We start from the raw sequence: 23,682 nt of genomic DNA on the forward strand, positions 1-23,682 counted from the left end.
GGTGCCAGCGCCTACATGCGGCCAATGCTCGAAGACCCGACACCCAAGCGCCTGCGCTGGCGCGCGCATCACCGTGGGACCAAGGAAGCCGACCGGATGATCGGCGGGTTCTTTGATGCGCATCACCAGCAGTGGAATGCGCAGGAGATGGCGCTGTTCGAGGCGCTGCTGGAGGAACAGGACGTCGACATCATGGCCTGGTGTATCGGAACCCAGAAGGTGCCGGAGCGCTTCGAAGGCGAGATGATGATCGCCATGCAGCGCCTAGATTACCTTCCGATCGATCGGTGAGCGACCTCCAGCGCATCCTCAAGGCCTCCGAGCCGCTGACGCTGGCAAGCGTTCCGGCGGGCTTCCTGCCGTGGCTTGCCGCCGACCTTGCACGCGCCGCGAGGGGCCGGGCGGTGGTGGTCGCGTCCGACGAGGCGGCGATGCGGGCGCTGGCCGACAACGCCCCGGCCTTTGCACCCGAGCTGGAAGTCCTGACCTTTCCAGCGTGGGACTGCCTGCCCTACGACCGCGCCTCCCCTGCCCTTCGGGTGATGGCCGAGCGGCTTGCGACCCTGAACCGGCTGCAGGAAAAGGCCGACAAGCCGCAGCTACTCGTGACCACCGCCAACGCCGCGACCCAGCGGACGTTGACGCCGTTCCGGATCCGCCAGCTGACCCGGCGTCTGGCGCCAGGCGAGCGGATCGAGCGCGACAAGCTGATCACCTTGCTGACCGCCAACGGCTATCACCGCACCGACAGCGTGTCGGACGCCGGCGAATTTGCGGTGCGTGGCGGCCTGCTCGACCTCTATCCCTCCGGACTGCCGCATGCGATCCGGCTCGATTTCTTCGGCGACGAGATCGAGACGATGCGGGCGTTCGATCCCGCCGACCAGCGCACCATCGGCGCCGCCGAACCGTTCACCCTGATGCCGGCCAGCGAGGCCCTGCTCGACGACGAGAGCATCAAGCGCTTCCGCACCCGCTACCGTGAACAGTTCGGGGCCAATGCCACCGGCGATCCGCTGTACCAGGCGGTCAGCGATGGGCGACGGCTGGCGGGAATGGAGCATTGGCTGCCGTTGTTCGAGGAGCGGCTGGAAACCCTGTTCGACCATCTGTCCGCCGATGACATCATCCTGCGCGACGGCGGGGTCGACGGCGCGGTCACGTCGCGGCGCGAGGCGATCCAGGATTATTTCTCCAACCGCGAGCGCGCGATGGTTGCCGAGCCGGGCAGCTACCGGCCGCTGGCCCCGTCCGCGCTCTACCTGTCGGTGAAGGAGTGGGAGGAAGTGCTGGCCGACAAGCCGGTGCATCTCGCCTCCGCTTTCCCCGAGCCGGCGTCGGACAGGGTGATCGACTTCGGTGTGACCTCGGCGCGCGACTTCGCGCCGGAGCGGGCGCAGAACGACAATATCTACGAAGCCGTGGTCAAGCACGTCGCCAAGCTTCGGAAAGCCAAGCAGAAGGTCGTGCTGGCGAGCTACACCACGGGCGCTCGCGAGCGGCTGGCAGGGCTGCTCAAGGACCATGGCCTCACCGGCCAGAAGATGGTCGGCGACTGGCAGGAAGCGCTTGGCGCGCAGGATGTCACCGCGCTGTTGGTCCTGCCGCTCGATCACGGCTTCACGACGCCGCAGGTAGCCGTGCTGACCGAGCAGGACATGCTGGGCGACCGGCTGGTCCGGCGGCGCAAGCGCAAGAAGAGCGCCGACGCCTTCCTTTCCGAACTGGCGACGCTGACGCCTGGCGATCTCGTGGTCCATGCCGAGCATGGGATCGCGCGTTACGAAGGGCTGACGCAGGTCCAGGTCGGTCGTAGTCCCCACGATTGCGTCGCGCTGGAATATGCGGGCGGCAACAAGCTCTACGTTCCGGTCGAGAATATCGACGTGCTGAGCCGCTACGGCAGCGGCGAGGACGGTGTGGCGCTGGACCGCCTCGGCGGCGAGGCGTGGCAGCGGCGCAAGGCGCGGATGAAGGAGCGGATCCGCGAGATTGCGGGCGAGCTCATCAAGACCGCGGCCTTGCGCGCGATGCGCCAGGGCGTGGTGGCCGAACCCGACAGCGCTTATCCGGCAATGGTCGACCGCTTCCCCTACGAGGAGACCGACGACCAGAATCGCGCGATCGGCGATGTGCTCGAGGATCTCGGCGCCGGGCGGCCGATGGACCGGCTGGTGTGCGGCGACGTCGGCTTCGGCAAGACCGAGGTGGCGCTGCGCGCGGCCTTTGTGGCAGCGATGGCGGGTTATCAGGTCGCGGTAGTGTGCCCCACTACCCTATTGGCGCGACAGCATTATTCCAATTTCGTCGAGCGGATGAAGGGCTTCCCGATCGAGATCGGGCGCCTCTCGCGGCTGGTCGCCTCGAACGAGGCCAAGCGGACCAAGGAGCTGCTCGAAGAGGGGCAGATCGACATCGTCGTCGGCACCCACGCGATCCTTGCCAAGGGCATCAAGTTCAAGAAGCTCGGCCTGGTCATCGTCGACGAGGAACAGCGCTTCGGTGTGACCCACAAGGAGCGGCTGAAGAACCTCAAGGCCGACGTCCACGTCCTTACCCTGACCGCCACGCCCATCCCGCGCACGCTGCAGATGGCGATGAGCGGCCTTCGCGAGCTGTCGGTCATCCAGACCCCGCCGGTCGATCGCCTGGCGGTCCGCACCTACGTTACGCCGTGGGACCCGGTGGTGATCCGCGAAGCGCTGCTGCGCGAGCATTATCGCGGCGGGCAGAGCTATTTCGTGGTGCCGCGCATCTCCGACCTCCCCGACATCGAGGAATGGCTGCGCGAGGAAGTGCCCGAGGTGAAGCCGATCGTCGCCCACGGCCAGCTTGCGCCGACCGAGGTCGAGGAGCGCATGAGCGCCTTCTACGACCGCAAATATGACGTGCTGCTGTCGACCACCATCGTCGAGAGCGGTCTCGACATTCCAAGCGCCAACACGCTGATCGTGCACCGGGCCGAGCGGTTCGGCCTGGCCCAGCTTTATCAGCTGCGCGGCCGCGTCGGCCGGTCCAAGACCCGCGCCTACGCCTACATGACGACGCCGCCCGACCGGCAGATCACCGAAACCGCGGAGAAAAGGCTGACCGTCTTGTCCAACCTCGACAGCCTCGGGGCGGGCTTCCAGCTCGCCAGCCACGATCTCGACATCCGCGGCGCCGGCAATCTGCTGGGCGACGAGCAGTCGGGGCATATCAAGGAAGTCGGGTTCGAACTCTACCAGTCGATGCTGGAGGACGCGATCCTCGACATGAAGGCGGGTGGGCAGCGCGAGGACAAGCCGGACGAATTCAGCCCGCAGATCAATGTCGAGGCGCCGATCATGATCTCGGAGGACTATGTCCCCGACCTCGACCTGCGGATGGGGCTGTACCGCCGCCTGGGTGAGCTGGAATCCCCGCGCGAGGTGGAGGAGTTCGCCGCCGAGATGATCGACCGCTTCGGCAAGCTGCCCGAGGAAACGAGCAACCTGCTGCAGGTGGTGGAAACCAAGATCCACTGCCGCGCCGCCGGCATCGCCAAGCTCGATGCCGGCCTACGCGGCGCAGTGGTGACCTTTGCGCCGTCGGGCTTCCCCGACGTGAAGGGGCTGTTCGACTATATCGCCCGGCTGAAGGGGACGGCCAAGCTTCGGCCCGACCAGAAACTGGTGGTCAGCCGCGACTGGGCGAGCCCGGGCCAGCGATTGAACGGCGCGTTGCAGCTGAGCCGCGGGCTGGCGCGGGTTGCGGCCGCCGCAAAGCGGGATAAGGTGGCGGCCTAGCTCAGAGCCGGTGGACGCGGCTGACGATCGGCATGGTGACGTGCCGCTTCTCCCCGTCCGGCCACATTTCGCGCAAGGCGGCAAAGGCATCGGCGGTGAAGTCGGTTCCCAGCTTCTGCACCACCGACCAGCTGAGGACATAAGCCTCGACGTCGTGCCGCTCCCACGCGAGGTGGATCGCCGCTGGCGTCAGGCGCACTTCCTCACCGGGCAGCCTTAGGTCGCGATAGCCGTCGACCAACATCCAGTTGCCCGGCAACCAGTGCGGCTCGACCGGTTTCAGCAGGCGCTCGCCAATGATCGCATCGACCTGCGGATCGACATACCACCAGCCGTAGCCGATGGCGGCGACGATGCCGCCGGGCCTTGCCACGCGCCGGACCTCGGCGACGAAGCGTTCCGGATCGAACCAGTGGGCCGCCTGCGCGGCGAGGATCAGGTCGCAGCTGGCATCGGGCAGGCTGCACTGCTCGGCCGGCTCGACCGCATAATGGATCCGCTCGTGCGCAAAGGCTTCGGCGATCTGCGCTTCGCTGGCATCGGTGGCGTGGACATACTCAAAATTGCGGGCGAGCAGCAAGGCGGACTGGCCGTTGCCGGTTCCTGCGTCCCACGCTTGGGATCGCCCGGGCGCGAGTGACGCCAGTTCCGCGATCACGCGCTCGGGATAGCTCGGCCGGGCGGTGGCGTAGAGCGAGGCGTGGCCTGAGAAGAGGTCGGTGAACTTCATGCCAGGAACGCGGCCAGCTCCTCCTCGCCCATCGCCTTGGCGCCGAGGAAACCCTGATAATAATCGCAGTTCCACGACTTGAGCAGCGCCAGCTGGTCCGGATCCTCGACCCCTTCGACCAGCACCTGCAGGTCGAGTTCGCGCGCAAGCGCGATCAGCGCCTTGACCACGATCTGCGCGCGGCGCCCGCCAACCAGGTCGATGATCAGCCCCCGGTCGATCTTGATCATGTCCAGCGGCAGCGTGGTCAGCCAGGCGAGGCTGGCATAGCCGGTGCCGAAATCGTCAACCGCGATGCGCACGCCCGCGGCGCGCAGGCAAGCAAGGCGGGTGGCGGCAGCAACCGGATCGGCGATCAGGCTGGATTCGGTGATCTCGGCCGTGACCCGCTCTGGGCTGAGGCCGACGGCGGCGATCTCGTCGAGCAGCCAGCGCTCGAAGCCGGGCCGGGCGATATCCTCGGGCAGGAGATTGAGCGACAGGCGCAGCTTGCCGAGCGGACCGCTCCAGCCCGCCATCTCCCGCAGGGCCTTGCGCTGGACCGCGCGCGAAAGGCGCTCGCCAAGGGCGGCGGCGGCGGCCCGGGCGAACATCGTGTCTGGCGTCATGCCGCCGGGATCGCGGGCGAGCGCCTCGACCCCGATCACCTCGCCGGTCGCGACGCTGAGCTGAGGTTGATAGGCGATGGTCACCGTGTCCTCGGCGAGCAGGGCTTCGAGCGCGAGGTCGGTGCGAATGTCGGTCGGTTGGGGGGTGGCTGGGTGATCGCTTCCCCGGCGGGCGGGGATCAGGGCGGCTGACGCTGTCGGTGGTACCATCGTCATGCTCCTAGGCCATGGTCGCGGCGAGCGCATGGCCCGACCTGCCGCTGCTCCGTATCGGGACGGTGGCGGCGGGCCATGTCCCTCGCTATGACGTGGCGGCGCCCGGCTGAGGGCGACGGGAGTGCCAGGGGTTGAGCGCTGAAGTTCCGCAGGACCGCCCTGCCCGCCAGGACCTGACCGCGGCCGGGATCGCGCTGGTCGCAAGCCGCGGCGAAGCGGCACAGGCGGCCGCGGCCATGTTGCGCCGCCGCTACCATTTCGCGGAGGAACGCGAGGCGCGGGTGCTGGTGGCGCTCGGCGGTGACGGCTTCATGCTCCACACCTTACACCAAATGCTTGACGGTGGCGAAGCTCGGCCGGTGTTCGGGATCAATCGCGGCACCGTCGGCTTCCTGATGAACGAATGGCGGCTCGATTGCCTGGGCGAGCGGATCGCCGATGCTAAGGCGGTGACGGTCGCCCCGCTGAGCATGCGCGCCCGCACCGTGCATGGCGACGAATGGACCCATGCCGCGATCAACGAAGTCTCGCTGCTGCGCGAAACGCGGCAGGCGGCCAAGATCGAAGTCAGCCTGAACGGCCGGGTGGTGCTCCCGGAACTGGTCGCGGACGGGGTGCTGGTAGCGACGCCGGCGGGCTCCACCGCCTATAATTTCTCCGCAAGAGGCCCGATCCTGCCGCTGTCCGCGCCGTTGCTGGCCCTGACCCCCATCGCGCCGTTCCGTCCGCGGCGGTGGAGCGGGGCGATCCTGCCGGACGAAGCGCGGATCTCGTTCCGGGTGCTGGAGCCGGCCGATCGGCTGGTTTCCGCGGTCGCCGACCAGTTCGAGGTACGTGACGTCGAGGAGGTCGAGATCGCGCTCGACCACGACCGCTCGCTGACCTTGCTGTTCGATCCCGACCAGGCGCTGGACGAACGAATCGCTGCCGAACAATTTGCCACCTGATTGAGGGCGCTTGAGGCTTGCCAAGCCTCTCAGGCTGCGCCATAGGCCCGCTCGCCCAAGCATCGTTCCCCGATAGCTCAGCGGTAGAGTAGGTGACTGTTAATCACTTGGTCGTTGGTTCGAATCCAACTCGGGGAGCCATTCTTCAGCCGCGGTAGCGCCTTTTAAGGGTGCCCCTGACGCGGCCCGGGCCTTCAGCCTTGCCAATTGCCGCCCAGCGCACGGAACAGGTCGATCTGCGCACTGACGATCCGCGCCTCCCCTTCCGCCAGCGTTGCTTCGGCGTCGGCGAAGGTGCGTTCGGCGTCGAGCAGTTCGAGCGAGCTGATCTGGCCTTCACGCTGAAGCGCGCGGGTGCGGCGGACGACCGCTTCGGCCTGGGTCCGGGCGGAGGCGAGCGCGGTGCGGCGCTGCTGGGCACGCTGATAGGCTGACAGCGCGGTTTCGGTTTCCTGCAGCGCGGTGAGGATGCTGCCGTCGAACTGGGCCAGCGCGACCTGGCTGTCGGCCTCCGCCGCGGCAATGCGGGCGCGGGTGGCCGAGCGATTTACCGTCCAGTTGAGCAACGGCCCGACCAGCCAGCTGACCGGATTGAACAGGTTCGAGACGCTGGTCCCGCTGCCGCCGACCGAGCCACCGAGCGAAATGCTGGGATACAGGTCGGCGGTGGCGACCCCGATCCGCGCGGTGGCGGCGGCGAGGCGGCGTTCGGCGGCGCGCACGTCGGGGCGCCGGGCGAGCAATCCGGCGCCGTCGCCGACGGGAATCGGGCTGTCGAGCGCCAGCGTGTCAGTGCGTGCGGCGGCGACGGCCGGCAGATCGCGCGGGGCGCGGCCGGTGAGGGTCGCGAGCTGCAGCAACGCGGCGGTCCGCTCGGCCTCCAGCAGCGGCACCTCGGCCTGGCGCTGGTCGCGCAGCGCGGCGATGCGCGCCGTGTCGAGACCGGTCGCAAGGCCGACCACGCGGCGGCGCTCGGTCAGTGCAAGCGAGCGATCGAGCAAGCCCACGATCCGCTGTGCGACGGCAATCCGCTCGGCGGCCGCAGCGGCGTCAGCATAGGCCCGCGTCGTGTCGGCGACGACCAGGACGCGGACCGCGTCGGCCTCGAAGGCGGCGGCCGCGGCATCGCCCCGCGCAGCTTCGATCGAGCGGCCGATGCGCCCGGCGAGATCAACCTCGTAAGCGACGCTCAGGCCTGCATCGAGCTGGAGGTCGGTTCCGTCCTGCCCGGACGCGATGGCCTGCGGGGAGCGACCGACCTGCGCACCGGCACTGGCGCCGATCTGCGGCTCCCGCGCCGCGCGGCTCTGCCGGACGAGCGCCCTGGCGCGCTGCAATCGACCCACCGCGACGCGCACGTCGGTGTTGGCGGAAAGGGCGTCGGCAACCAGGCCGTCGAGAACCGGGTCGCGGTACAGGCGCCACCAGTCCCCCGCCGGCTGGGCGGCGCTGACCAATGGGGTGCCGGCGCCGAGAAACGGAGCTTCGGCAGTCGCGGAGTTTAGCCGGGCGGCATAGTTCGGACCGCTTGCACAGGCGGCGAGGGCAAGGGCCGAGGCGGCGATCAGCAGCAGGCGCTGGGTCATGGCAGGTTTCCTTATTCCGCCGGTGCCGGAAGCGCGTCCGGAGCCGCACGGCGGGCACGCAGCCTGGCGATGCGGTCGGCCAAGCTGCGGCAGACGACGTAGAACGTGGGGGTGAAGATCAGGCCGAAGGCGGTGACGCCGATCATCCCGAAGAACACCGCGGTGCCGAGCGCCTGGCGAAGCTCAGCCCCTGCCCCTTCGGCGATCAGCAGCGGCAGCGAGCCGAGGATGAAGGCGAAGCTGGTCATCAGGATCGGCCGCAGGCGGTCGCGCGCTGCCCGGACCGCGGCCTCGACCGGCGACATGCCGGCGGCCTCGTCCTGCTGGGCGAACTCGACGATCAGGATGGCGTTCTTCGCCGCCAGCGCGATCAACACCACCAAGCCGACCTGCGTCAGGACGTTATTGTCCATGCCGCGCAGGTTCACCCCGGCCATCGCCGCCAGCAGGCACATCGGCACGATCAGGATGATTGCCAGCGGAAGCACCAGGCTTTCGAACTGCGCCGCCAGCACCAGGAAGACGAACAATACGGCGAGAGCGAACACCAGGGTCGCGGTGCTTCCGGCGGCCTTTTCCTGATAAGCGATGCCGGTCCATTCGGTGCGGAAGCCAGCAGGCAGCTGGGCCGAGGCGATTTCTTCCATCGCCGCGAGCGACTGGCCCGAGGAATAGCCCGGCGCGGTGTCGCCATCGATCTCGACCGCAGGGAAGCCGTTGTAGCGTGACACGCGATAGGGTCCGGTCTTGTCCTGGAACGTCGTCACCGATCCGATCGGCACCATCGCGCCCGAATTGGAGCGGGCACGCAGGTTGGCGATGTCGGCCTCGCTGGCGCGGGCGTCGGCTTCGGCCTGGGCGGTCACCCGGTAGGTGCGTCCGAGCAGGTTGAAGTCGTTGACGAAGGCCGAGCCGAGATAGATCTGGAGCGCCTCGAAGATACGCTCCGGCGGCACGCCCAGCATGTCGGCCTTGGCCCGGTCGACATCGGCGAACACCCGAGGGGTCGAGATGTCGAACAGGGTGTAGACCTGCTTCAGCCCGGGGGTCTGGTTGGCCTTGCCGATGATGCCCCACGACAGGCCGGACAGTTCGGCGAAGCTGTGCCCGCCGGTGTCCTGCACCATCATCCGGTAGCCGCCGGCAGAGCCGATGCCCTGGATCAGCGGCGGCGGAATGATCAACAGCCGCGCTTCATTGATGTCGGCGGTCTTCTCCTGCGCCTCGGCCATGATGGAGGCGAGGTCGACGCCGAGCTTCTTGCGCTCCTCAAAGGATTTAAGCGGAACGTAAGCGGCGGCGGCGTTGGGCGCCTGGGTCTGCGACGCGCCGTCGAATCCGGCCAGCATCACCGCGCCCTCCACCCCCTTGATCGGCAGGATGCGGTCGGCGACCTTGCGCAGCACCTCGTCGGTCCGCTCGAGCGACGATCCGGGCGGCAGCTGGACGACGGTCAGGAAGTAGCCTTGGTCCTGCGCCGGGATGAAGCCGGTCGGGGTGATCGAGAACAGCCCGACGGTGAGGCCGATGAGGACGGCATAGGCTGCCATCATCCGCTTTGGCGCGGCGACCAGCCGGCGGGTCAGGCGTGCATAGGTCTCGCTGAACCGCTCGAACCAGCGATTGAAGGCATCGCCCGCACGCTCGGCCATGGCGGCGAGCCGGTTCCTCGGCGGCTCGTGCCCGTGCGGCTTCAGCAGCAGCGCGGCCATGGCCGGGGACAGGGTCAACGACAGCAGCAGCGAGATCAGGGTCGCGGCCGAAATGGTGACCGCGAACTGGTGGTAGAAGGCGCCCGACAGGCCGTTGAGGAACAGGGTCGGCAGGAACACCGCGCACAGCACCAGAACGATCGCCACCAGCGCGCCGGCGACCTCGTCCATCGAGGTGCGCGCGGCTTCCAGCGCGGTCATGCCTTTGGCGAGATTGCGCTCGACATTCTCGACCACCACGATGGCGTCGTCGACCACGATGCCGATCGCCAGCACCAGCCCGAACAGCGACAGGTTGTTGAGCGAGTAGCCGACCATCTGCAGCACCGCGAAGGTGCCGATCAGCGACACCGGAATGGCGACCACCGGGATCACCGCCGCCCGCCAGCGCTGGAGGAAGACGATGATCACCAGAACGACCAGCAGGATGGCTTCGAGCAGAGTCTTCCCGACCTCGTCGATCGACTGGGCGATGAACTCGGTCGGGTTGTAGATGACCTTGTACTCGAGGCCCTTGGGGAAGGACTTCGATGCCGACTCCATCTCCTGCTTGACCAGCTCCGCGGCAGCCAGCGCGTTGGAGCCCGGGCGCTGGAAAACGCCGAGCAACACCGTCGGCTCACCCGACAGGTAGGTGTTGGAGGCATAGTCCGCGGCGCCGAGCTCGACCCGTCCGACGTCCGAGACGCGGACCTGGCGCCCGTCGGCGTCACTGCGGATGATGACGTTGGCGAATTGCTGCGGGTCGGTCAGGCGGCCCTGCGTCTCGACGTTCAGCTGGTAGGCCGCGCCGGTCGCATAAGGCGGCTGGCCGAGCGTGCCGGCGGCGACCTGGACGTTCTGGGCGCGCAGCGCGGCGACGATCTCGCCCGCCGTCAGGTTGAGCGCGGCGGCACGGTTGGGATCGATCCACACGCGCATCGCGTAATCGCGCGCACCGAACAGCTGCACGTCCCCTACCCCGTCGAGCCGGGCCAGCCGGTCGCGCACCTGCGTCAGCGCATAGTTGGACATGTAGCCGCGATCGAGCGAGCGGTCGGGCGACACGAGGTTCACCACCATCAGGAAGTCGGGCGACGTCTTGCGGGTGATGACGCCGAGCCGCTGCACTTCCTGTGGCAGGCGCGGCGTGGCGACGGCGACGCGGTTCTGCACCAGCACCTGCGCGGCGTTGAGATCGGTCCCCTGCTTGAAGGTGACGGTGATGGTCAGGCGCCCGTCGCCGGTCGACTGCGACGACATGTAAAGCATGTTGTCGACGCCGTTGATCTCCTGCTCGATCGGCGCGGCGACGGTTTCCGACACCGTTTCGGCCGAAGCCCCGGGATAGCTGGCGTTGACCGTCACCGTGGGCGGCACGATGTCGGGATATTGCGACACCGGCAGGCCCAGATAGGCGATTGCGCCCATGACGGTGATCAGCACCGCGATGACCGCCGCGAAGATCGGGCGGGTAATGAAGAAGCGGGACAAGCGCATGGCTGTTCTCCCCGCCCGGCACTCGGCCGGGCGGCTGGGATAAAAGGTCTGTTAGCGGGTCGCGAAGGTCGCGGTACCGGCGACCGGGACCGCCCGGGGCGGCGCGGCCGCGGGCGCCTGCGCCGTGATCGCGCCGGGCCGGACCTGCACCTTCATGCCCGGCATGGCGAGCTGGGCACCGCTGATCACCACCCGGTCCCTGGGATCGAGCCCCGAGCGGATGACCCGCAGGCCGTCGATCAGCGGACCGGTCACGACCGGCTTGGGCGCCAGGTTGCCGTCGCGGCCGACCACCGTCACGACCTTGCGGGCCTGGTCGGTCTGAACCGCCGAATCCGGCACCAGCAGCGCCGCCGCCGTGCCGCCCGACGACAGCCGGAGGTTGCCGAACATGCCAGGCGTCAGGAATTGCCGCCCGTTCTGCACCACCGCCCGCAGGCGGATCGTGCCCGACCGGGTGTCGAGCCCGTTGTCGGTGAAGTCGAGCCGTCCGCGCCAGCGATAGTCGGTTTCGTCCTGCAGCCGGACCTGCACTTCGCTCGGCGCTTTGCCGCTCTCCTGCGCGCGGCGCGCCTTGAGGAACAGCGCCTCGGACGCGTCAAAGGTGAAATACATGGGGTCGAGCGAATTGATGGTCGTCAGCAGGGTCGCCTCGCCCCCGGCGGGACCGCCCGAGACGAGATTGCCGGCGTCGATCCTGCGGTCCGAGATCCGCCCGCCGATCGGCGCCCGAACCTGGGTGAAGCCGACGTCGAGCTGACGGCTGCGAACCCGCGCATCGGCGGCGGCCAGCGAGGCCTGGGCGGCCTGGACGCGGGCCCGAAGGCGATCGACATCGCTGCGCGCGACGGCATCGACGTCGAGCAGGCGGAGCGCTCGCGACAGGTCGGCCTGGGCGAGGTTGAGCTCGCTCCGGGCACCGCCGACGGCAGCCTGCGCCTCGGCCAGCGAAGCGGCAAACGGACGCGGGTCGATGGTGAACAGCAATTGGCCCTGGCGCACCACCGCGCCGTCCTGGAAATGCACGCCGACGATCGCCCCCGACACGCGGGGCCGGACCTCTACCGAGCGGCTGGCTTCGAACCGGCCCGAATATTCGTCCCACTCCTCGACCTGCCGGACGAGCGGCGCGGCGGCGGTCACCACCGCGGGCGGCGGCGCTGCCTGGACCTCACCGGCGCCGGGGCGCCCGAAGGCGATGCCGGCAACCAGCGCGATCGGGACCAGGCCGAGCGCCACCTTCTGGCCGCGGGTCAGGCGGGAAAGGCCGGCGGGCGGCGGAACGGGGCTTGCAGTGTCGGTCATGGCTGGGTTCACCGGGGCGTTCATCGATTGGCTCCACGCTTGCGGGCGGGGGTGCGGCTGGCGGCGATGCTGGCCTGGACCAGCTCGTAATGATCGAGGGTGAAGCCCTCGGCGAGAAAGGCCTGGAGCTCGCTCTTCGGGACCTTCCAGCCCTGCCGCCAGGCGAAGACGGCGAGGCGCCGAAGCACCTCCAGCCGGGGGTTGGCGAGCTTGTTGGGGCGGTGCAGGCCGAACAGGCTTTCCAGCGCGGCAGCGATCCGCCCGGGTTCACGCAGGCTTGCAACGGTGTCGCGCTCGGCCAGTGCCACCACCGACCATTCGAGGGCGGACAGGCGGGCCGGCTCAACGGCGGGCTCGACCGTCTCGACAGCGACGAGCCTGGGCCGGGGAAAGGGAACGATCTCGGCCTGTGCGGTCGGCCACTGGGTGATGGGAAGTGAGGCCATGGGTCGTTCCTTTCGAAGACGCGGCTCGTCGATCCGGAAAGCGCAGGGCTTCCGGTCGGCTGGAAAATTGTGGGCGAGCAGCGACAGTGGCTGCGACGCGTGACGCGCGCCGGCCTGCAACCAAGCTGCGAATTCTGGAGTGGTCAGATCAGGCGACTAGCGCGTGTCGAAGACCGGTTTCTGGTGGAGTGCCACGGGAGCTTTCCTCTGTTCTATACTGAATGGTATATAAAGAGGTTCAGCTTAGGTCAAGAGTTTCATACCGCCTGGTAGAAAACTTTTTCCGCTATTTTCCGGGCCACATCGCAACGCTGGTGCGCACCAGTTCCTGGAGCTGCGCCTTGCTCGCGCCGCTGCCGGCCTGCACCGACATCCCCTGCAGGATGGCGAGGAAGTAATTGGTGATGCCTTCGACGTCGGTATCCGGCGGGAGGTCGCCTTCGTCCTTGGCGCGCTGCATGCGAGCGATCAGCGCCTGCTGCGAGGAAGCCCGGCGGGCGATCAGATCGGTCCGGACCGACTCGGCTTCGGCGCCGCAGTTCATCGTGCTGATGACACGCAGGCAGCCGCGCGGTTCGCACTCGCTGGTCTGCATTTCCAGCGCGCCCGTCAGCATCCGCTCGACAACCTGGCGTGAGGTCGGAGCGGCGAGCGCTTCGCCGACATAAGCGAGCTTTTCGCGCTCGTAGAGGTCGAGCGCCTTGCGAAACAGGGCTTCCTTGTTGCCGAAGGCGGCATAGAGGCTGGGCCGGGTAATCCCCATCGCCTCGGTGAGATCGGTCAGCGAAGCGCCTTCATAGCCCTTGCTCCAGAACACGCGCAGCGCCGCCGCCAACGCGTCGTCGACGTCGAACTCGCGCGGTCGACCTTTGCAGGCCCGAGGCATGAGACTTACCATATCGATCGGTATATAAGTCGATTTTGCTGAATGTTCAATGGACTGGGCTCAGTCGATCGCCGCCATCAGCGTCGCGTTGCCGCCCGCCGCGGTGGTATCGATGCAGGTCACCCGCTCGGTCGCGAAACGCGCGACATAGTGCGGACCGCCGGCCTTGGGCCCGGTCCCGCTGAGCCCCTCGCCGCCGAACGGCTGGCTTTCGACCACGGCGCCGATCTGGTTGCGGTTGATGTAGAGGTTTCCGACCCGGGCCCGCCTCGCGACATGCTCGGCCACCGTGTCGATCCGGCTTTGCAGGCCCAGCGTCAGGCCGAAGCCGGTCGCGTTGATCTGGTCGATCACCTTGTCGATCTCGCCCGACTTCCAGCGGATGACGTGGAGGATCGGGCCGAAATGCTCGTCCTTGAGGCTGGCGAGGCTCGGCAGTTCGGCGATCACCGGGGCGACGAAGCTGCCATTATTGGTGGGCAGCGGAAGCTCCGCGAGCACCTGCCCTGCAGCGCGCAGCACAGCGACATGCGCGTCAAGCGAGGCCTTGGCCTCGCCGTCGATCACCGGGCCGACGTCGGTGGTCGGAAGCCGCGGGTCGCCGATCGACAAGGCTTCCATCGCACCGCGGATCATCGTCAGCATGGTGTCGGCGACGTCGTCCTGCACGAACAGCACGCGCAGCGCCGAGCAACGCTGGCCAGCCGACTGGAAGGCCGAGGCGACCACGTCGCGGGTGACCTGCTCGGGCAGCGCCGAACTGTCGACGATCATCGCATTCTGCCCGCCGGTTTCGGCGATCAGCGGGACGATCGGTCCCTCGCGCTCGGCAAGGCTGCGGTTGATCGCGCGGGCGACGGCGGTCGAGCCGGTAAAGGCGACGCCCGACGTCAGGCGATGCGAAACCAGCGCCGCGCCGATCCTGCCATTCCCGACCGCAAGCTGGACGACATCGGCGGGGATGCCGGCTTCGTGCATCAGCCTGACCGCCAGCGCGCCGATCAGCGGCGTCTGCTCGGCCGGCTTGGCGATCGCGCTATTGCCCGCCGCAAGCGCGGCGGCGACCGGACCGGTGAAGATGGCGAGCGGGAAGTTCCACGGACTGATGCACGTCCATACCCCGCGGCCGTGATGGCGAAGCTCGTTCAGCTCGCCGGTCGGTCCGGGCAGGTGCACAGGCTGGGCCAGGCGGCGCCCTTCGGCAGCGTAATAGCGGAGGAAATCGACGGCTTCGCGTACTTCCAGCACCGCGTCGGGCAGCGACTTGCCGGCTTCGCGAATGCAGAGCGAGTAGAACTCCTCGCGGTGCGCTTCGAACAAGTCGGCGGTGCGGTCGAGCAGGCGGGCCCGCGCCTCGCCGCCAATCGCGTCCCACGCCCCCTGCGACCCTGCAGCACGGGAAAGCATGGCGTCGAGGTCGGCGGGAACCGTCTCGATCACCTCGCCCACCAGCAACGCATGATCGAAGGGCGAGCGCACCTCGGTACGCGCGCCACTGCCCTCCCCGGCCGTCCAGCGCTTGCGCTCAAGCTCGGCGAGCCGGCGGAGCAGCGGCTCGCGCACGGCGATGTCGGTGAGATCGCAGCCGGCGCTGTTACGGCGGGCGGTCCCGAACATCTCGCCCGGCAGGGCGATCGCGGGATTGCGCCGCGGCGACAGCGCGGTCAGCTGCGTCACCGGATCGCGAATCAGGTCGTCGACCCCGATCTCGGCGTCGGCGATGCGGTTCACGAAGGAGCTGTTGGCGCCATTCTCGAGCAGGCGCCGGACGAGATAGGCGAGCAATTCCTTGTGGCTGCCGACCGGGGCGTAGATGCGGACCGGGGTCTGAGGCTGCCCGAGCTCGCGCTCGAGCTTGGCCAGGCCCTCGAACAATTCCTCGCCCATGCCGTGGAGGCGCTGGAACTCGAACGGGGTGGTCCCGGCTAGCGCCTTGATCGCGCCGATGGTGGTCGCATTGTGCGTGGCGAAGGCCGGGTAGATGCAGTCGGGCGCGCCCAGCAGGACCTTGGCGCAGGCAAGATAGGAGACGTCGGTCGCCACCTTGCGGGTGAATACCGGATAATCGTCGTAGCCGCCGACCTGCGCGACCTTGATCTCACTGTCCCAGTAGGCGCCCTTGACCAGCCTGATCATCAGGGTGCGGCCGTGCGCGCGGGCAAGCGCGACGACCCATTCGGCGACCGGGCGGGCGCGCTTGGCATAGGCCTGGAGCGCCATGCCAAGGCCGGTCCATCCGTTCGCAAACAGGGCGTCGTCGGCGACGAGGGCTTCGAGGCAGTCCATCTGCAGCTCGAGCCGGTCGGACTCCTCCGCATCAATGGTCAGGTGGACGTTGGCGGCGCTTGCGGCGGCGGCAAGTTCGCGCAGCACCGGCAGGACATAGGCCTTGGCCTCTTCGGCATGCAGCGCCTCGTAGCGCGGATGGAGCGCCGACAGCTTGACCGAGATGCCGGGCGAGCGGACCACGCCCTCCCCTGCTTCGCGCGCAATACGGCGGATCGCGCCGCGATAGGCCTCGGCATAGCGGTCGGCGTCGGCCAGCGTGCGGGCCGCTTCGCCGAGCATGTCGAAGCTGTGGCTAAGCCCCTTCTTCCGCTCGGGCGCGGCGCGTTCCAGCGCTTCGTCGATGGTGCGGCCGAACACGAACTGGCCGCCAAGGATCTTCATTGCCTGGCCGACCGCAGTGCGGATGACCGGCTCGCCAAGACGCCCGACCGCGCGGCCCAGCGCCGCGCTCCAGGTGCCGCGATTGTCATGCCCGGCGTCGAGCACCTTGCCGGTCAGCAGAAGCGAAAAGGTCGCGGCGTTAACGAACGGCGATGGGCTGTCGCCCAGTTTTTCGGACCAGTCGGGCCCCGACAGCTTGTCGCGGATCAGCTCGTCGGCGGTGTGCGCGTCGGGGATACGCAGCAGTGCTTCGGCCAGGCACATCAGCGCTACGCCCTCGTCCGAGCCTAGATCGTAGGCGTGGAGGAAGGCGTCCAGTCCGGCCGGCTTGGCACCGCGGACGTGGCCGACCAGGTTGCGCGCGATCGCGTCGGCTTCGCGCGCGGCGCCGGGCGACAATTGCGCCTGCTCCAGCCGCTCGGCGACGATCTTCTCCTCGTCGCGGCGAGTGTCGCGGCGAACCGCGGCGCGGTCGAGAATGGAAGCACGGACCGGCACGGAGAGGTTCATGTCAGTGCCTCAGGCCAGCTGCCCGTGGCAGTGCTTGAACTTCTTGCCCGAACCGCACGGGCACGGCGCGTTGCGGCTGATCGGCTCGGCCATCGCGCCTTCCGGAAGGTCCGGCTGCGGGATGTTGGTGCCGGGCCCGTAGCCCCCCACCAGTCCACGCGCCGCCGCGTCGAGGTCGGCGGTGTCGTCAAGGCCAGACAGCGGATCGAGATGCTGGGTCAGGAACGCCGGAAGCTCGGGCAAGGCCGGCGGTTCCATCGCGATCTGGGCCCGCATCAGGGTCTTGGTGACGTCCTCGCGGATCGCGACCAGCAGCCGTTCGAACAGCAGGAAGGCTTCCTGCTTATACTCGTCGATCGGCTTCTTCTGCGCATAGGAGCGCAGGTGGATGACCTGGCGCAGCGCGTCGAGCGTCGACAGATGCTCCTTCCAATGATGGTCGAGGGTCTGAATCAGGACGGTCTTCTCGACCTCCTGCCAGCGCTCGGGCTCGACCTCGCTGGTCTTGGCGATCATCGCCTCGTCGGCCAGCGCCGAGACGCGCTCGATCATCAGTTCCTGGTCGACACCGTCCTCCTTGAACCACTCCTCGGTCGGCGGCTGGAGGCCGAGCACGGCGTCCAGGCTTTCCTTGAGGCCGTCGAGGTCCCACTGCTCGGGATAGGTGCCCGGCGGGCAGTGCGCGTTGACGAGGGCGCCGATGGTGTCGGCGCGCATGTCGGTCACCACGTCGGACACATGCGCCGCGTCCATGATCTCGGCGCGCTGCTCGTAGATCACCTTGCGCTGGTCGTTCATCACATCGTCGAATTCGACGACCTGCTTGCGGATATCGTAGTTGCGCGCTTCGACCTTCTTCTGGGCGGTCTCGATCGCCTTCGAAATCCACGGCGAGACGATCGCCTCGCCGTCCTCGAGGTTCTTTTCCATCAGCCGGGCGAAGGTGGTCTGCTGGCCGAAGATGCGCAGCAGGTCGTCGTCGAGGCTGAGGTAAAAGCGGCTGAGGCCCGGATCGCCCTGGCGGCCCGAACGACCGCGCAGCTGGTTGTCGATGCGGCGGCTTTCGTGGCGCTCGGTACCGAGCACGAACAGGCCGCCGACTTCGCGCACCTTTTCACGTTCGGCCTGCACTTCCTCGCGGATCTTCGCTTCGGCGGCATCGCGCTCAGGCCCGGCGGGCATGTCCTTGAGCTCGTCCTCGAACCGGAATTCGACGTTGCCGCCGAGCTGGATGTCGGTTCCGCGGCCGGCCATGTTGGTGGCGATGGTCACCTTGCCGAGGCGCCCGGCCTGGGCGACGATGTGCGCCTCGCTCTCGTGGAAGCGGGCATTCAGCACCGCATGCTCGACGCCCTCCTTGTGGAGATATTCGCTGAGCAGCTCGGACTTCTCGATCGACACGGTGCCGACCAGCACCGGCTGGCCGAGCTCCTGCTTTTCCTTCAACGACTTCGCAATGGCGGCGAACTTGTCGTTGATGTTCTTGTAGAATTCGTCCTCTTCGTCGACCCGGCTGACGGCCTTGTGGGTGGGGATGGTGACGACGTTCATCCGGTAGATGTCGTAGAATTCGGGCGCTTCGGTCAGCGCCGTGCCGGTCATGCCCGACAGCTTGGGATACATGCGGAAATAGTTCTGAAAGGTGATGGAGGCGAGCGTCTGGTTCTCCGGCTCGATCTGCACGCCTTCCTTGGCCTCGACCGCCTGGTGCAGGCCGTCTGACCAGCGCCGCCCGTCCATCATCCGGCCGGTGAACTCGTCGATGATGATGACCTTGCCATCCTTGACGATGTAATCGATGTCGCGGCGGAACATGGTGTTCGCCTTGAGCGCCTGGTTGAGGTGGTGGACCACCTGCGTGTTGGCGATGTCGTACAGGTTCTGGCCCTCGATCAGGCCGGCTTCCTCGAGCAGTCGCTCGGCCTTTTCGGTGCCTTCCTCGGTCAGAACGACGCTGCGCTGCTTCTCGTCCTTCTCATAGTCGCCTTCGCCAAGCTGCTTCACCAGCGCGTCGACGGAGATGTAAAGCTCGCTCTTGTCGTCGGTCGGGCCCGAGATGATCAGAGGGGTGCGGGCTTCGTCGATCAGGATCGAGTCGACCTCGTCGACGATGGCATGGTTGAACGGCCGCTGGACCATCTGGTCGCGGCTGTATTTCATGTTGTCGCGCAGATAGTCGAAGCCCAGCTCGTTGTTGGTCGCATAGGTGATGTCGGCGTTGTAGGCCGCGCGCCGTTCCTCCTCGCCGAGGTTGGGAACGATCACCCCGACCGTCAGGCCAAGGAAGTTGTGGACCTGGCCCATCCATTCCGCGTCGCGGCGGGCAAGATAGTCGTTCACCGTGACCACGTGCACGCCCTTGCCGGGAAGCGCGTTGAGGTAGGTCGCAAGCGTCGCGACCAGCGTCTTGCCCTCGCCGGTGCGCATTTCGGCGATTTCGCCGCGGTGGAGCGCGATGCCGCCGATCATCTGCACGTCGTAATGGCGCTGCCCAAGCGTCCGCTTGGCCGCCTCGCGCACCGTCGCAAAGGCTTCCGGCAGCAGGTCGTCGAGCTTGGTGCCGTTCTCCAGCCGCTGGCGGAAGATCACCGTCTGGTTCGCCAGTTCCTCGTCGGTCAGGGCAGAGATGCTCGGCTCGTGCGCGTTGATCGCGTCGACGACCTTCTTCAGCTTGGCGACATAACGGTCGTTGCTCGAGCCGAAGAGCGACTTGGCGAACGATTGCAGCATGGAACTTCCTTAAGGGCGCAGGGCAAGGGCAGACGCGCCCGCGCACGAGCGTTTTTCGAGTGCCGGGCGATGTAGGTTCGGGGTGCGCCCTAGTCAATCAGACAGGGCGCACCATCCCGCCTTGCGCAGGGATCAGAGAACGCCTTCCAGCCACGCCGCAAGCTGGCTCTTGGGCAGCGCGCCAACCTTCTGCGCGACCGGCTCGCCATTCTTGAACAGCAGCATGGTCGGGATGCCGCGAACGCCATACTTGCCCGGTGTGTCGGGGTTTTCGTCGATGTTCAGCTTGGCGATGGTGACCTTGTCGCCCATCGTCTGGCTGAGCTCTTCGAGGGCGGGGGCGATCATCTTGCAGGGACCGCACCATTCCGCCCAGAAATCCACCAGCACGGGCTTGTCGGCGCCGAGGACGTCGGCGGCAAAGCTCTGGTCGGTGATGGTCTGGGTCATATCGCGAAAGCTCCTGATTCGGGTTTCAGCCCATATGGGTAAGTGCCGGCAAGTCCTCAAGCTGGACCGCGAGCATCCGCGGCGCCTCGGTGTAGAGGAGTGCCAGATCGATACGGTGACGGGGGAAGATCACCTGCAGCGCCTGGCCATAGGCGCGCATTTGGCGGACGTGACCGGCGGGAATGGCGTCCGGTCCCGCCGGCACCTGGCGACCGGTCTTGAAATCGACCACCCGCACGACCGCATCGGTGACCAGCAGCCGGTCGACCGTACCGGCGACCACCATTCCGTCCGGCAACGTGGCGGCGATCGGCGCCTCGGCCAGAGCGGCGGGCGAGAAGAGCTCGGCATAGTCGGGCGCCTCGATGATGCCCAGCGCCGCATCGACCAGCCTGGCGCGCTCTGCCATGTCCAGCTCTCCGCCCGACTGCTTGAGCCATTCCAGCGCGCCCCGCCGGCGATCCTCGTGAGGCGTTGCGGGTAGCCGCTCGAACAGGGCGTGGAGCAGGCATCCGCGGGTCGCCGCCGCGGCCAGTTCGGGGGTCGGCGGAGGGCGGCTGTCGGTATCGGCCGTCACCTGCGAAGGCGCGAGCGGGCGCGGCGGACGCGCCTCGAGCGGTGCCGCGCTTCGGGCCCAGGCCGGTACCGTCACGGGGGCAGCGGCGGGCGGCTGCCCGATCGTCGCGGCAACCGCCTGCTGGCCAGTAGCGTGGCGAAGGATGCCAATGGCGTCAGGCTCGATGCCGCCGGCCATCATCGCGGCGGAGACGCTGCTGTGCCAGCTGTCGTCGGAGATGCGGCGGAACGTCTTCAGCCCGGCCACGACCAACTTTTCGCCTGCCCTGGTCAAGGCCACGTAGAGCAAGCGGAAATGCTCCTCGAGGTCGCGTGCCTTTTCGGCGGCAAGCACCCCGTCGAACGGCGGTGCGACCTCGTCCTTGCGGGGACGGATGATCGGGAAGCGGCCGCTTTCGCTCGGCACGTCGAGGATCGCGCTGTTGCCGCCGAGTTCGGACGGATTGGCGGTGGCATCGGCAAGGATTACCAGCGGCGCCTCCAGCCCCTTGGCGCCGTGCACGGTCATGATCCGGACAGCGTCGCCGCGTCCTTCGGGATCGCGCTTCACCTCCAGCTTGCCGTGCGACAGCCAGGCGAGGAATTGCTGCAGGGTGACGGGTTCGCCGCCTTCGAACTGGATGGCGGCGGCGATCAGCTCGCTGATCGGGTCGCGCGCCTGCCGGCCGAGGCGGGCGAGCAGCTTGCGCCGTCCGTCCAGCGGCCCCGACAGGATCCGCTCGAGAAAGGCGTGCGGGCCGGTGAAGTCGGCGACGCGAAGGAGGTCGGCGAGGGTTTCGCGCGCGAAGGTGAAATCGGGCCGCTCGCCGGAGCGATGGCCGAGCTCCTCCCACAGCCTGCGTCGACGCTCGCGTCCGGCAAGCTCGTACAATTGCTCCTGGCTCCATCCGACCAGCGGCGAGACAAGCAGGTTGGCGAGATTGAGATCGTCGAGAGGCTGTACCGCGAAGCGGATCGCGGCGAGCAGGTCCTGCACCGCAAGCGGTTCGGACAGGACCAGGCGATCGAGGCCGGCAGTGCGGACGTTGCGCTCGAACAGCCTCGCGACCAGTAAAGGCGCCAGGTTCGCACGGCTGCGGACCAGCACCAGGATGTCGCCGGGGCTGAGCGGGCGCCCGGTCGACGCAAGCACCGGGGCGCGATCGATCTCGGCCTTGATCCAGTCGGCCAGTTCGCTGGCGTAGCGGCGACGCGCCTCGTCTTCCCACTTCTCCTCGCCGTCCCCTTCGTCATCGGGCGAGACATGCTCAAACGGCGGCCAGACCTCGACGCTGCCGGCCCGACCGGCGTGGAAGCTGAGGTGCGGCGGCGCTTCCTCGGGCAGGCCAATGCGACTGTGCGTGAGCTGGCCCAGCACCATGTCGACCACGTCGAGCACCGCCTGCGCCGAACGGAAGCTGCGGCTGATCGAGAGCGACCGGAACGGCATCGCGCCACCCGCCGCCGCATCGCGGAAGAAGGCGCGGGCCCGCTCGAACTCGGCCGGGTCGGTACCCTGGAAGCCGTAGATCGCCTGCTTGAAGTCGCCCACCATGAACAGGGTGCGATGCTCCGGACCCGCCCCCTGCCCGCTCCAATATTCCTCGGTCAGCGCCTTGACGATCGCCCACTGGCTTTCGTTGGTGTCCTGCGCCTCGTCGACCAGCAGATGGTCGGTGCGGCGATCGAGCTTGAAGCGGATCCACTCTCCCATCCCCTCCTGTGCCAGGAGGTTGCGCGACCAGCGGATGAGATCGTCGAAGTCGGCCACGCCCTCGGCCCGCTTGGCAGCGGCATAGGCATCGGCAAAGCGCTTGCCCGCCCGCAGCCCGGCGGCGAGCAGCCGGACCAGCGCATCCCCGCGAAGCAGCCCGAGCAATTCCTCGACCTTCTCGCACAAGGCGTCGCTTTCCTCCTGCGCGTCCGGCCAATGCTTGACGAGGTTTTTGACCGAGCGCCGGCTGCCGCTGCCCGTCAGGACGGTGGCTTGGGCGAAACGTTGAAGCTCGCGGCACCGCTCCGCCGCCGGCAGCGCGAGCCAGCCGTCGATCTCGGGAATGATCGCTTCGGCGGTCTTGGTGCCCCACCGGCGATAGGCATCGGCGAGGGCCTGAAGCGCGCTGCAATCGAACTCGTCGTCGTGACAACGGGCGGCCACCACCTCCTCGACGCCGTCTTCGGGCAGGCCCATCATGTCGCGCAGCTCGGCCTCGATGGCGTCCAGCCGGTCGAACCGGGCCATGCCCTCGACCGAACCGGCGCAGCGCCGCAGGTAGGTCCGCACGTCCGCTTCACCGAGGCGCGAGGCGAGGATTTCGAGGTCGGCGAGGAAGGCGCGGTCGCCGGCGTCGGACCGTTCGGCAAGGGCGGCCAGCGTGCGCTCGACCAGCGCTTCCTCCTCTCGTCCCTCGATCGGGCGGAAGCCGGGCGTGATCCCCGCTTCCGACGGGAAAGCGGCGAGCAGGGTCTGGCAGAAGCTGTGGATGGTCTGGATCCGCAGTCCGCCCGGGCAATCGAGCACGGTGGCGAAAAGCTGCCGGGCCCGGGCAAGCATCGCCCCGGTCGGCGTGACCCCAAGCGCGACGAGCTCGGCGCCGAGGCCTGCGTCGTCGAGCCCGATCCAGTAGGCCAGCCGCCCCCCGACCCGCTCCGCCATCTCCGCTGCAGCCGCCTTGGTGAAGGTCAGGCACAGGATCGATTCCGGTGACGCATTCTCGAGCAGCAGCCGAAGCACGCGCGCGGTCAGCACCTGGGTCTTGCCGGTGCCGGCGCTGGCCGACAGCGAAGCGTGGATGAACGGGTCGGCCGCCGCGGCCTGATCGGGGTCGAGCGGCTTCAGGGCGGAGGGACGCGACATCGCCTGCCGTCATAACGCTTCCGCTCGGCCACGCCATGCGTTTATGAGGCGCGCGAACACCCCCAGGAGGAGCAACACGTGGCGGACGAGAACAAGAAGCCGGGCAACGGCGGCAAGGATGAGGATACGCGCAACTTCAAGGCCGGAATCGCAGTCGGGGTCGGCTCCGCAGCACTGGTCGCCGCGCTGCTTTATGCCCGCTCGGGCAAGGCAAAGAAGAAGTGACCA

Annotated in this window: 15 protein-coding genes and 1 tRNA gene; 5 read left to right on the forward strand and 11 right to left on the reverse strand. The window is 67.9% G+C overall.

All coding sequences use genetic code 11. The features are described 5' to 3' along the window. Positions 1–24: 24 nt before the first annotated feature. Positions 25–291, forward strand: coding sequence for a succinate dehydrogenase assembly factor 2 (locus GGQ97_RS10905; protein ID WP_168070991.1), 267 nt, complete (start codon positions 25–27; stop codon positions 289–291). Further along, positions 288–3,767 (forward strand): transcription-repair coupling factor, encoded by a 3,480-nt coding sequence (mfd, locus tag GGQ97_RS10910; RefSeq protein ID WP_168069509.1) that lies wholly within the window; start codon positions 288–290, stop codon positions 3,765–3,767. The genes GGQ97_RS10905 and mfd overlap by 4 nt, the downstream gene beginning before the upstream one ends. 1 nt (position 3,768) lies before the next feature. On the opposite strand, the gene GGQ97_RS10915 is transcribed toward mfd, so the two are convergent. Beyond that, positions 3,769–4,497: a class I SAM-dependent methyltransferase gene (locus GGQ97_RS10915; protein WP_168069511.1), complete on the reverse strand. Its 729-nt coding sequence runs from the start codon at positions 4,495–4,497 to the stop codon at positions 3,769–3,771. Next, positions 4,494–5,315 (reverse strand): EAL domain-containing protein, encoded by an 822-nt coding sequence (locus tag GGQ97_RS10920; protein ID WP_168069513.1) that lies wholly within the window; start codon positions 5,313–5,315, stop codon positions 4,494–4,496. The genes GGQ97_RS10915 and GGQ97_RS10920 overlap by 4 nt, the downstream gene beginning before the upstream one ends. 137 nt (positions 5,316–5,452) lie before the next feature. Between GGQ97_RS10920 and GGQ97_RS10925 the strand changes: the two genes are divergently transcribed. Continuing rightward, the gene (locus tag GGQ97_RS10925) at positions 5,453–6,268 is read left to right on the forward strand and encodes an NAD kinase (RefSeq protein WP_280740516.1); all 816 of its coding nucleotides are present in this window, start codon (positions 5,453–5,455) and stop codon (positions 6,266–6,268) included. A 66-nt stretch (positions 6,269–6,334) separates the two neighbouring features. Beyond that, positions 6,335–6,409: transfer RNA gene (locus GGQ97_RS10930), tRNA-Asn, on the forward strand. A 53-nt stretch (positions 6,410–6,462) separates the two neighbouring features. Here GGQ97_RS10930 and GGQ97_RS10935 read toward each other — a convergent pair. The 9 genes from GGQ97_RS10935 to addA all read right to left on the reverse strand — a co-directional run bounded on the left by GGQ97_RS10935 (position 6,463) and on the right by addA (position 23,454). Continuing rightward, complete coding sequence (locus tag GGQ97_RS10935; RefSeq protein WP_168069515.1) at positions 6,463–7,854, reverse strand: efflux transporter outer membrane subunit; 1,392 nt, start codon at positions 7,852–7,854, stop codon at positions 6,463–6,465. Between the two features lie 11 nt (positions 7,855–7,865). Then, entirely contained in the window at positions 7,866–11,045 is a 3,180-nt protein-coding gene (locus GGQ97_RS10940) for an efflux RND transporter permease subunit (RefSeq protein WP_168069517.1), read from the reverse strand. Between the two features lie 51 nt (positions 11,046–11,096). Continuing rightward, a complete protein-coding gene (locus GGQ97_RS10945) occupies positions 11,097–12,350 on the reverse strand; it encodes an efflux RND transporter periplasmic adaptor subunit (protein ID WP_245197940.1) in 1,254 nt (417 codons plus the stop codon). A gap of 20 nt (positions 12,351–12,370) precedes the next feature. After that, on the reverse strand, positions 12,371–12,796 hold the full coding sequence (locus GGQ97_RS10950; RefSeq protein ID WP_168069520.1) for a hypothetical protein: 426 nt from the start codon (positions 12,794–12,796) through the stop codon (positions 12,371–12,373). A 286-nt stretch (positions 12,797–13,082) separates the two neighbouring features. Then, entirely contained in the window at positions 13,083–13,682 is a 600-nt protein-coding gene (locus GGQ97_RS10955; protein ID WP_245197941.1) for a TetR/AcrR family transcriptional regulator, read from the reverse strand. A 60-nt stretch (positions 13,683–13,742) separates the two neighbouring features. Next, entirely contained in the window at positions 13,743–16,862 is a 3,120-nt protein-coding gene (gene putA, locus GGQ97_RS10960; RefSeq protein WP_168069524.1) for a bifunctional proline dehydrogenase/L-glutamate gamma-semialdehyde dehydrogenase PutA, read from the reverse strand. 9 nt (positions 16,863–16,871) lie between these two features. After that, on the reverse strand, positions 16,872–19,592 hold the full coding sequence (gene secA, locus GGQ97_RS10965; protein ID WP_168069533.1) for a preprotein translocase subunit SecA: 2,721 nt from the start codon (positions 19,590–19,592) through the stop codon (positions 16,872–16,874). A 132-nt stretch (positions 19,593–19,724) separates the two neighbouring features. Beyond that, entirely contained in the window at positions 19,725–20,042 is a 318-nt protein-coding gene (gene trxA / locus GGQ97_RS10970; RefSeq protein WP_168069535.1) for a thioredoxin TrxA, read from the reverse strand. A gap of 25 nt (positions 20,043–20,067) precedes the next feature. Continuing rightward, positions 20,068–23,454, reverse strand: a complete 3,387-nt coding sequence (gene addA, locus GGQ97_RS10975) for a double-strand break repair helicase AddA (protein WP_168069537.1) — start codon at positions 23,452–23,454, stop codon at positions 20,068–20,070. A gap of 78 nt (positions 23,455–23,532) precedes the next feature. Between addA and GGQ97_RS10980 the strand changes: the two genes are divergently transcribed. Then, on the forward strand, positions 23,533–23,679 hold the full coding sequence (locus GGQ97_RS10980) for a hypothetical protein (protein WP_168069539.1): 147 nt from the start codon (positions 23,533–23,535) through the stop codon (positions 23,677–23,679). Positions 23,680–23,682: the final 3 nt, after the last annotated feature.

The organism is Sphingomonas kaistensis, from assembly GCF_011927725.1.
GTDB classification, from domain to species: domain Bacteria; phylum Pseudomonadota; class Alphaproteobacteria; order Sphingomonadales; family Sphingomonadaceae; genus Sphingomicrobium; species Sphingomicrobium kaistense.

Coding starts and splice junctions, on each gene's coding strand:
- GGQ97_RS10945 (WP_245197940.1), bottom strand. CDS start 12,350: ATGACCGACACTGCAAGCCCCGTTCCGCCGCCCGCCGGCCTTTCCCGC.
- GGQ97_RS10915 (WP_168069511.1), bottom strand. CDS start 4,497: ATGAAGTTCACCGACCTCTTCTCAGGCCACGCCTCGCTCTACGCCACC.
- addA (WP_168069537.1), bottom strand. CDS start 23,454: ATGTCGCGTCCCTCCGCCCTGAAGCCGCTCGACCCCGATCAGGCCGCG.
- GGQ97_RS10950 (WP_168069520.1), bottom strand. CDS start 12,796: ATGGCCTCACTTCCCATCACCCAGTGGCCGACCGCACAGGCCGAGATC.
- secA (WP_168069533.1), bottom strand. CDS start 19,592: ATGCTGCAATCGTTCGCCAAGTCGCTCTTCGGCTCGAGCAACGACCGT.
- GGQ97_RS10955 (WP_245197941.1), bottom strand. CDS start 13,682: ATGCCTCGGGCCTGCAAAGGTCGACCGCGCGAGTTCGACGTCGACGAC.
- GGQ97_RS10920 (WP_168069513.1), bottom strand. CDS start 5,315: ATGGTACCACCGACAGCGTCAGCCGCCCTGATCCCCGCCCGCCGGGGA.
- GGQ97_RS10935 (WP_168069515.1), bottom strand. CDS start 7,854: ATGACCCAGCGCCTGCTGCTGATCGCCGCCTCGGCCCTTGCCCTCGCC.
- GGQ97_RS10905 (WP_168070991.1), top strand. CDS start 25: ATGCTCGAAGACCCGACACCCAAGCGCCTGCGCTGGCGCGCGCATCAC.
- trxA (WP_168069535.1), bottom strand. CDS start 20,042: ATGACCCAGACCATCACCGACCAGAGCTTTGCCGCCGACGTCCTCGGC.
- GGQ97_RS10940 (WP_168069517.1), bottom strand. CDS start 11,045: ATGCGCTTGTCCCGCTTCTTCATTACCCGCCCGATCTTCGCGGCGGTC.
- putA (WP_168069524.1), bottom strand. CDS start 16,862: ATGAACCTCTCCGTGCCGGTCCGTGCTTCCATTCTCGACCGCGCCGCG.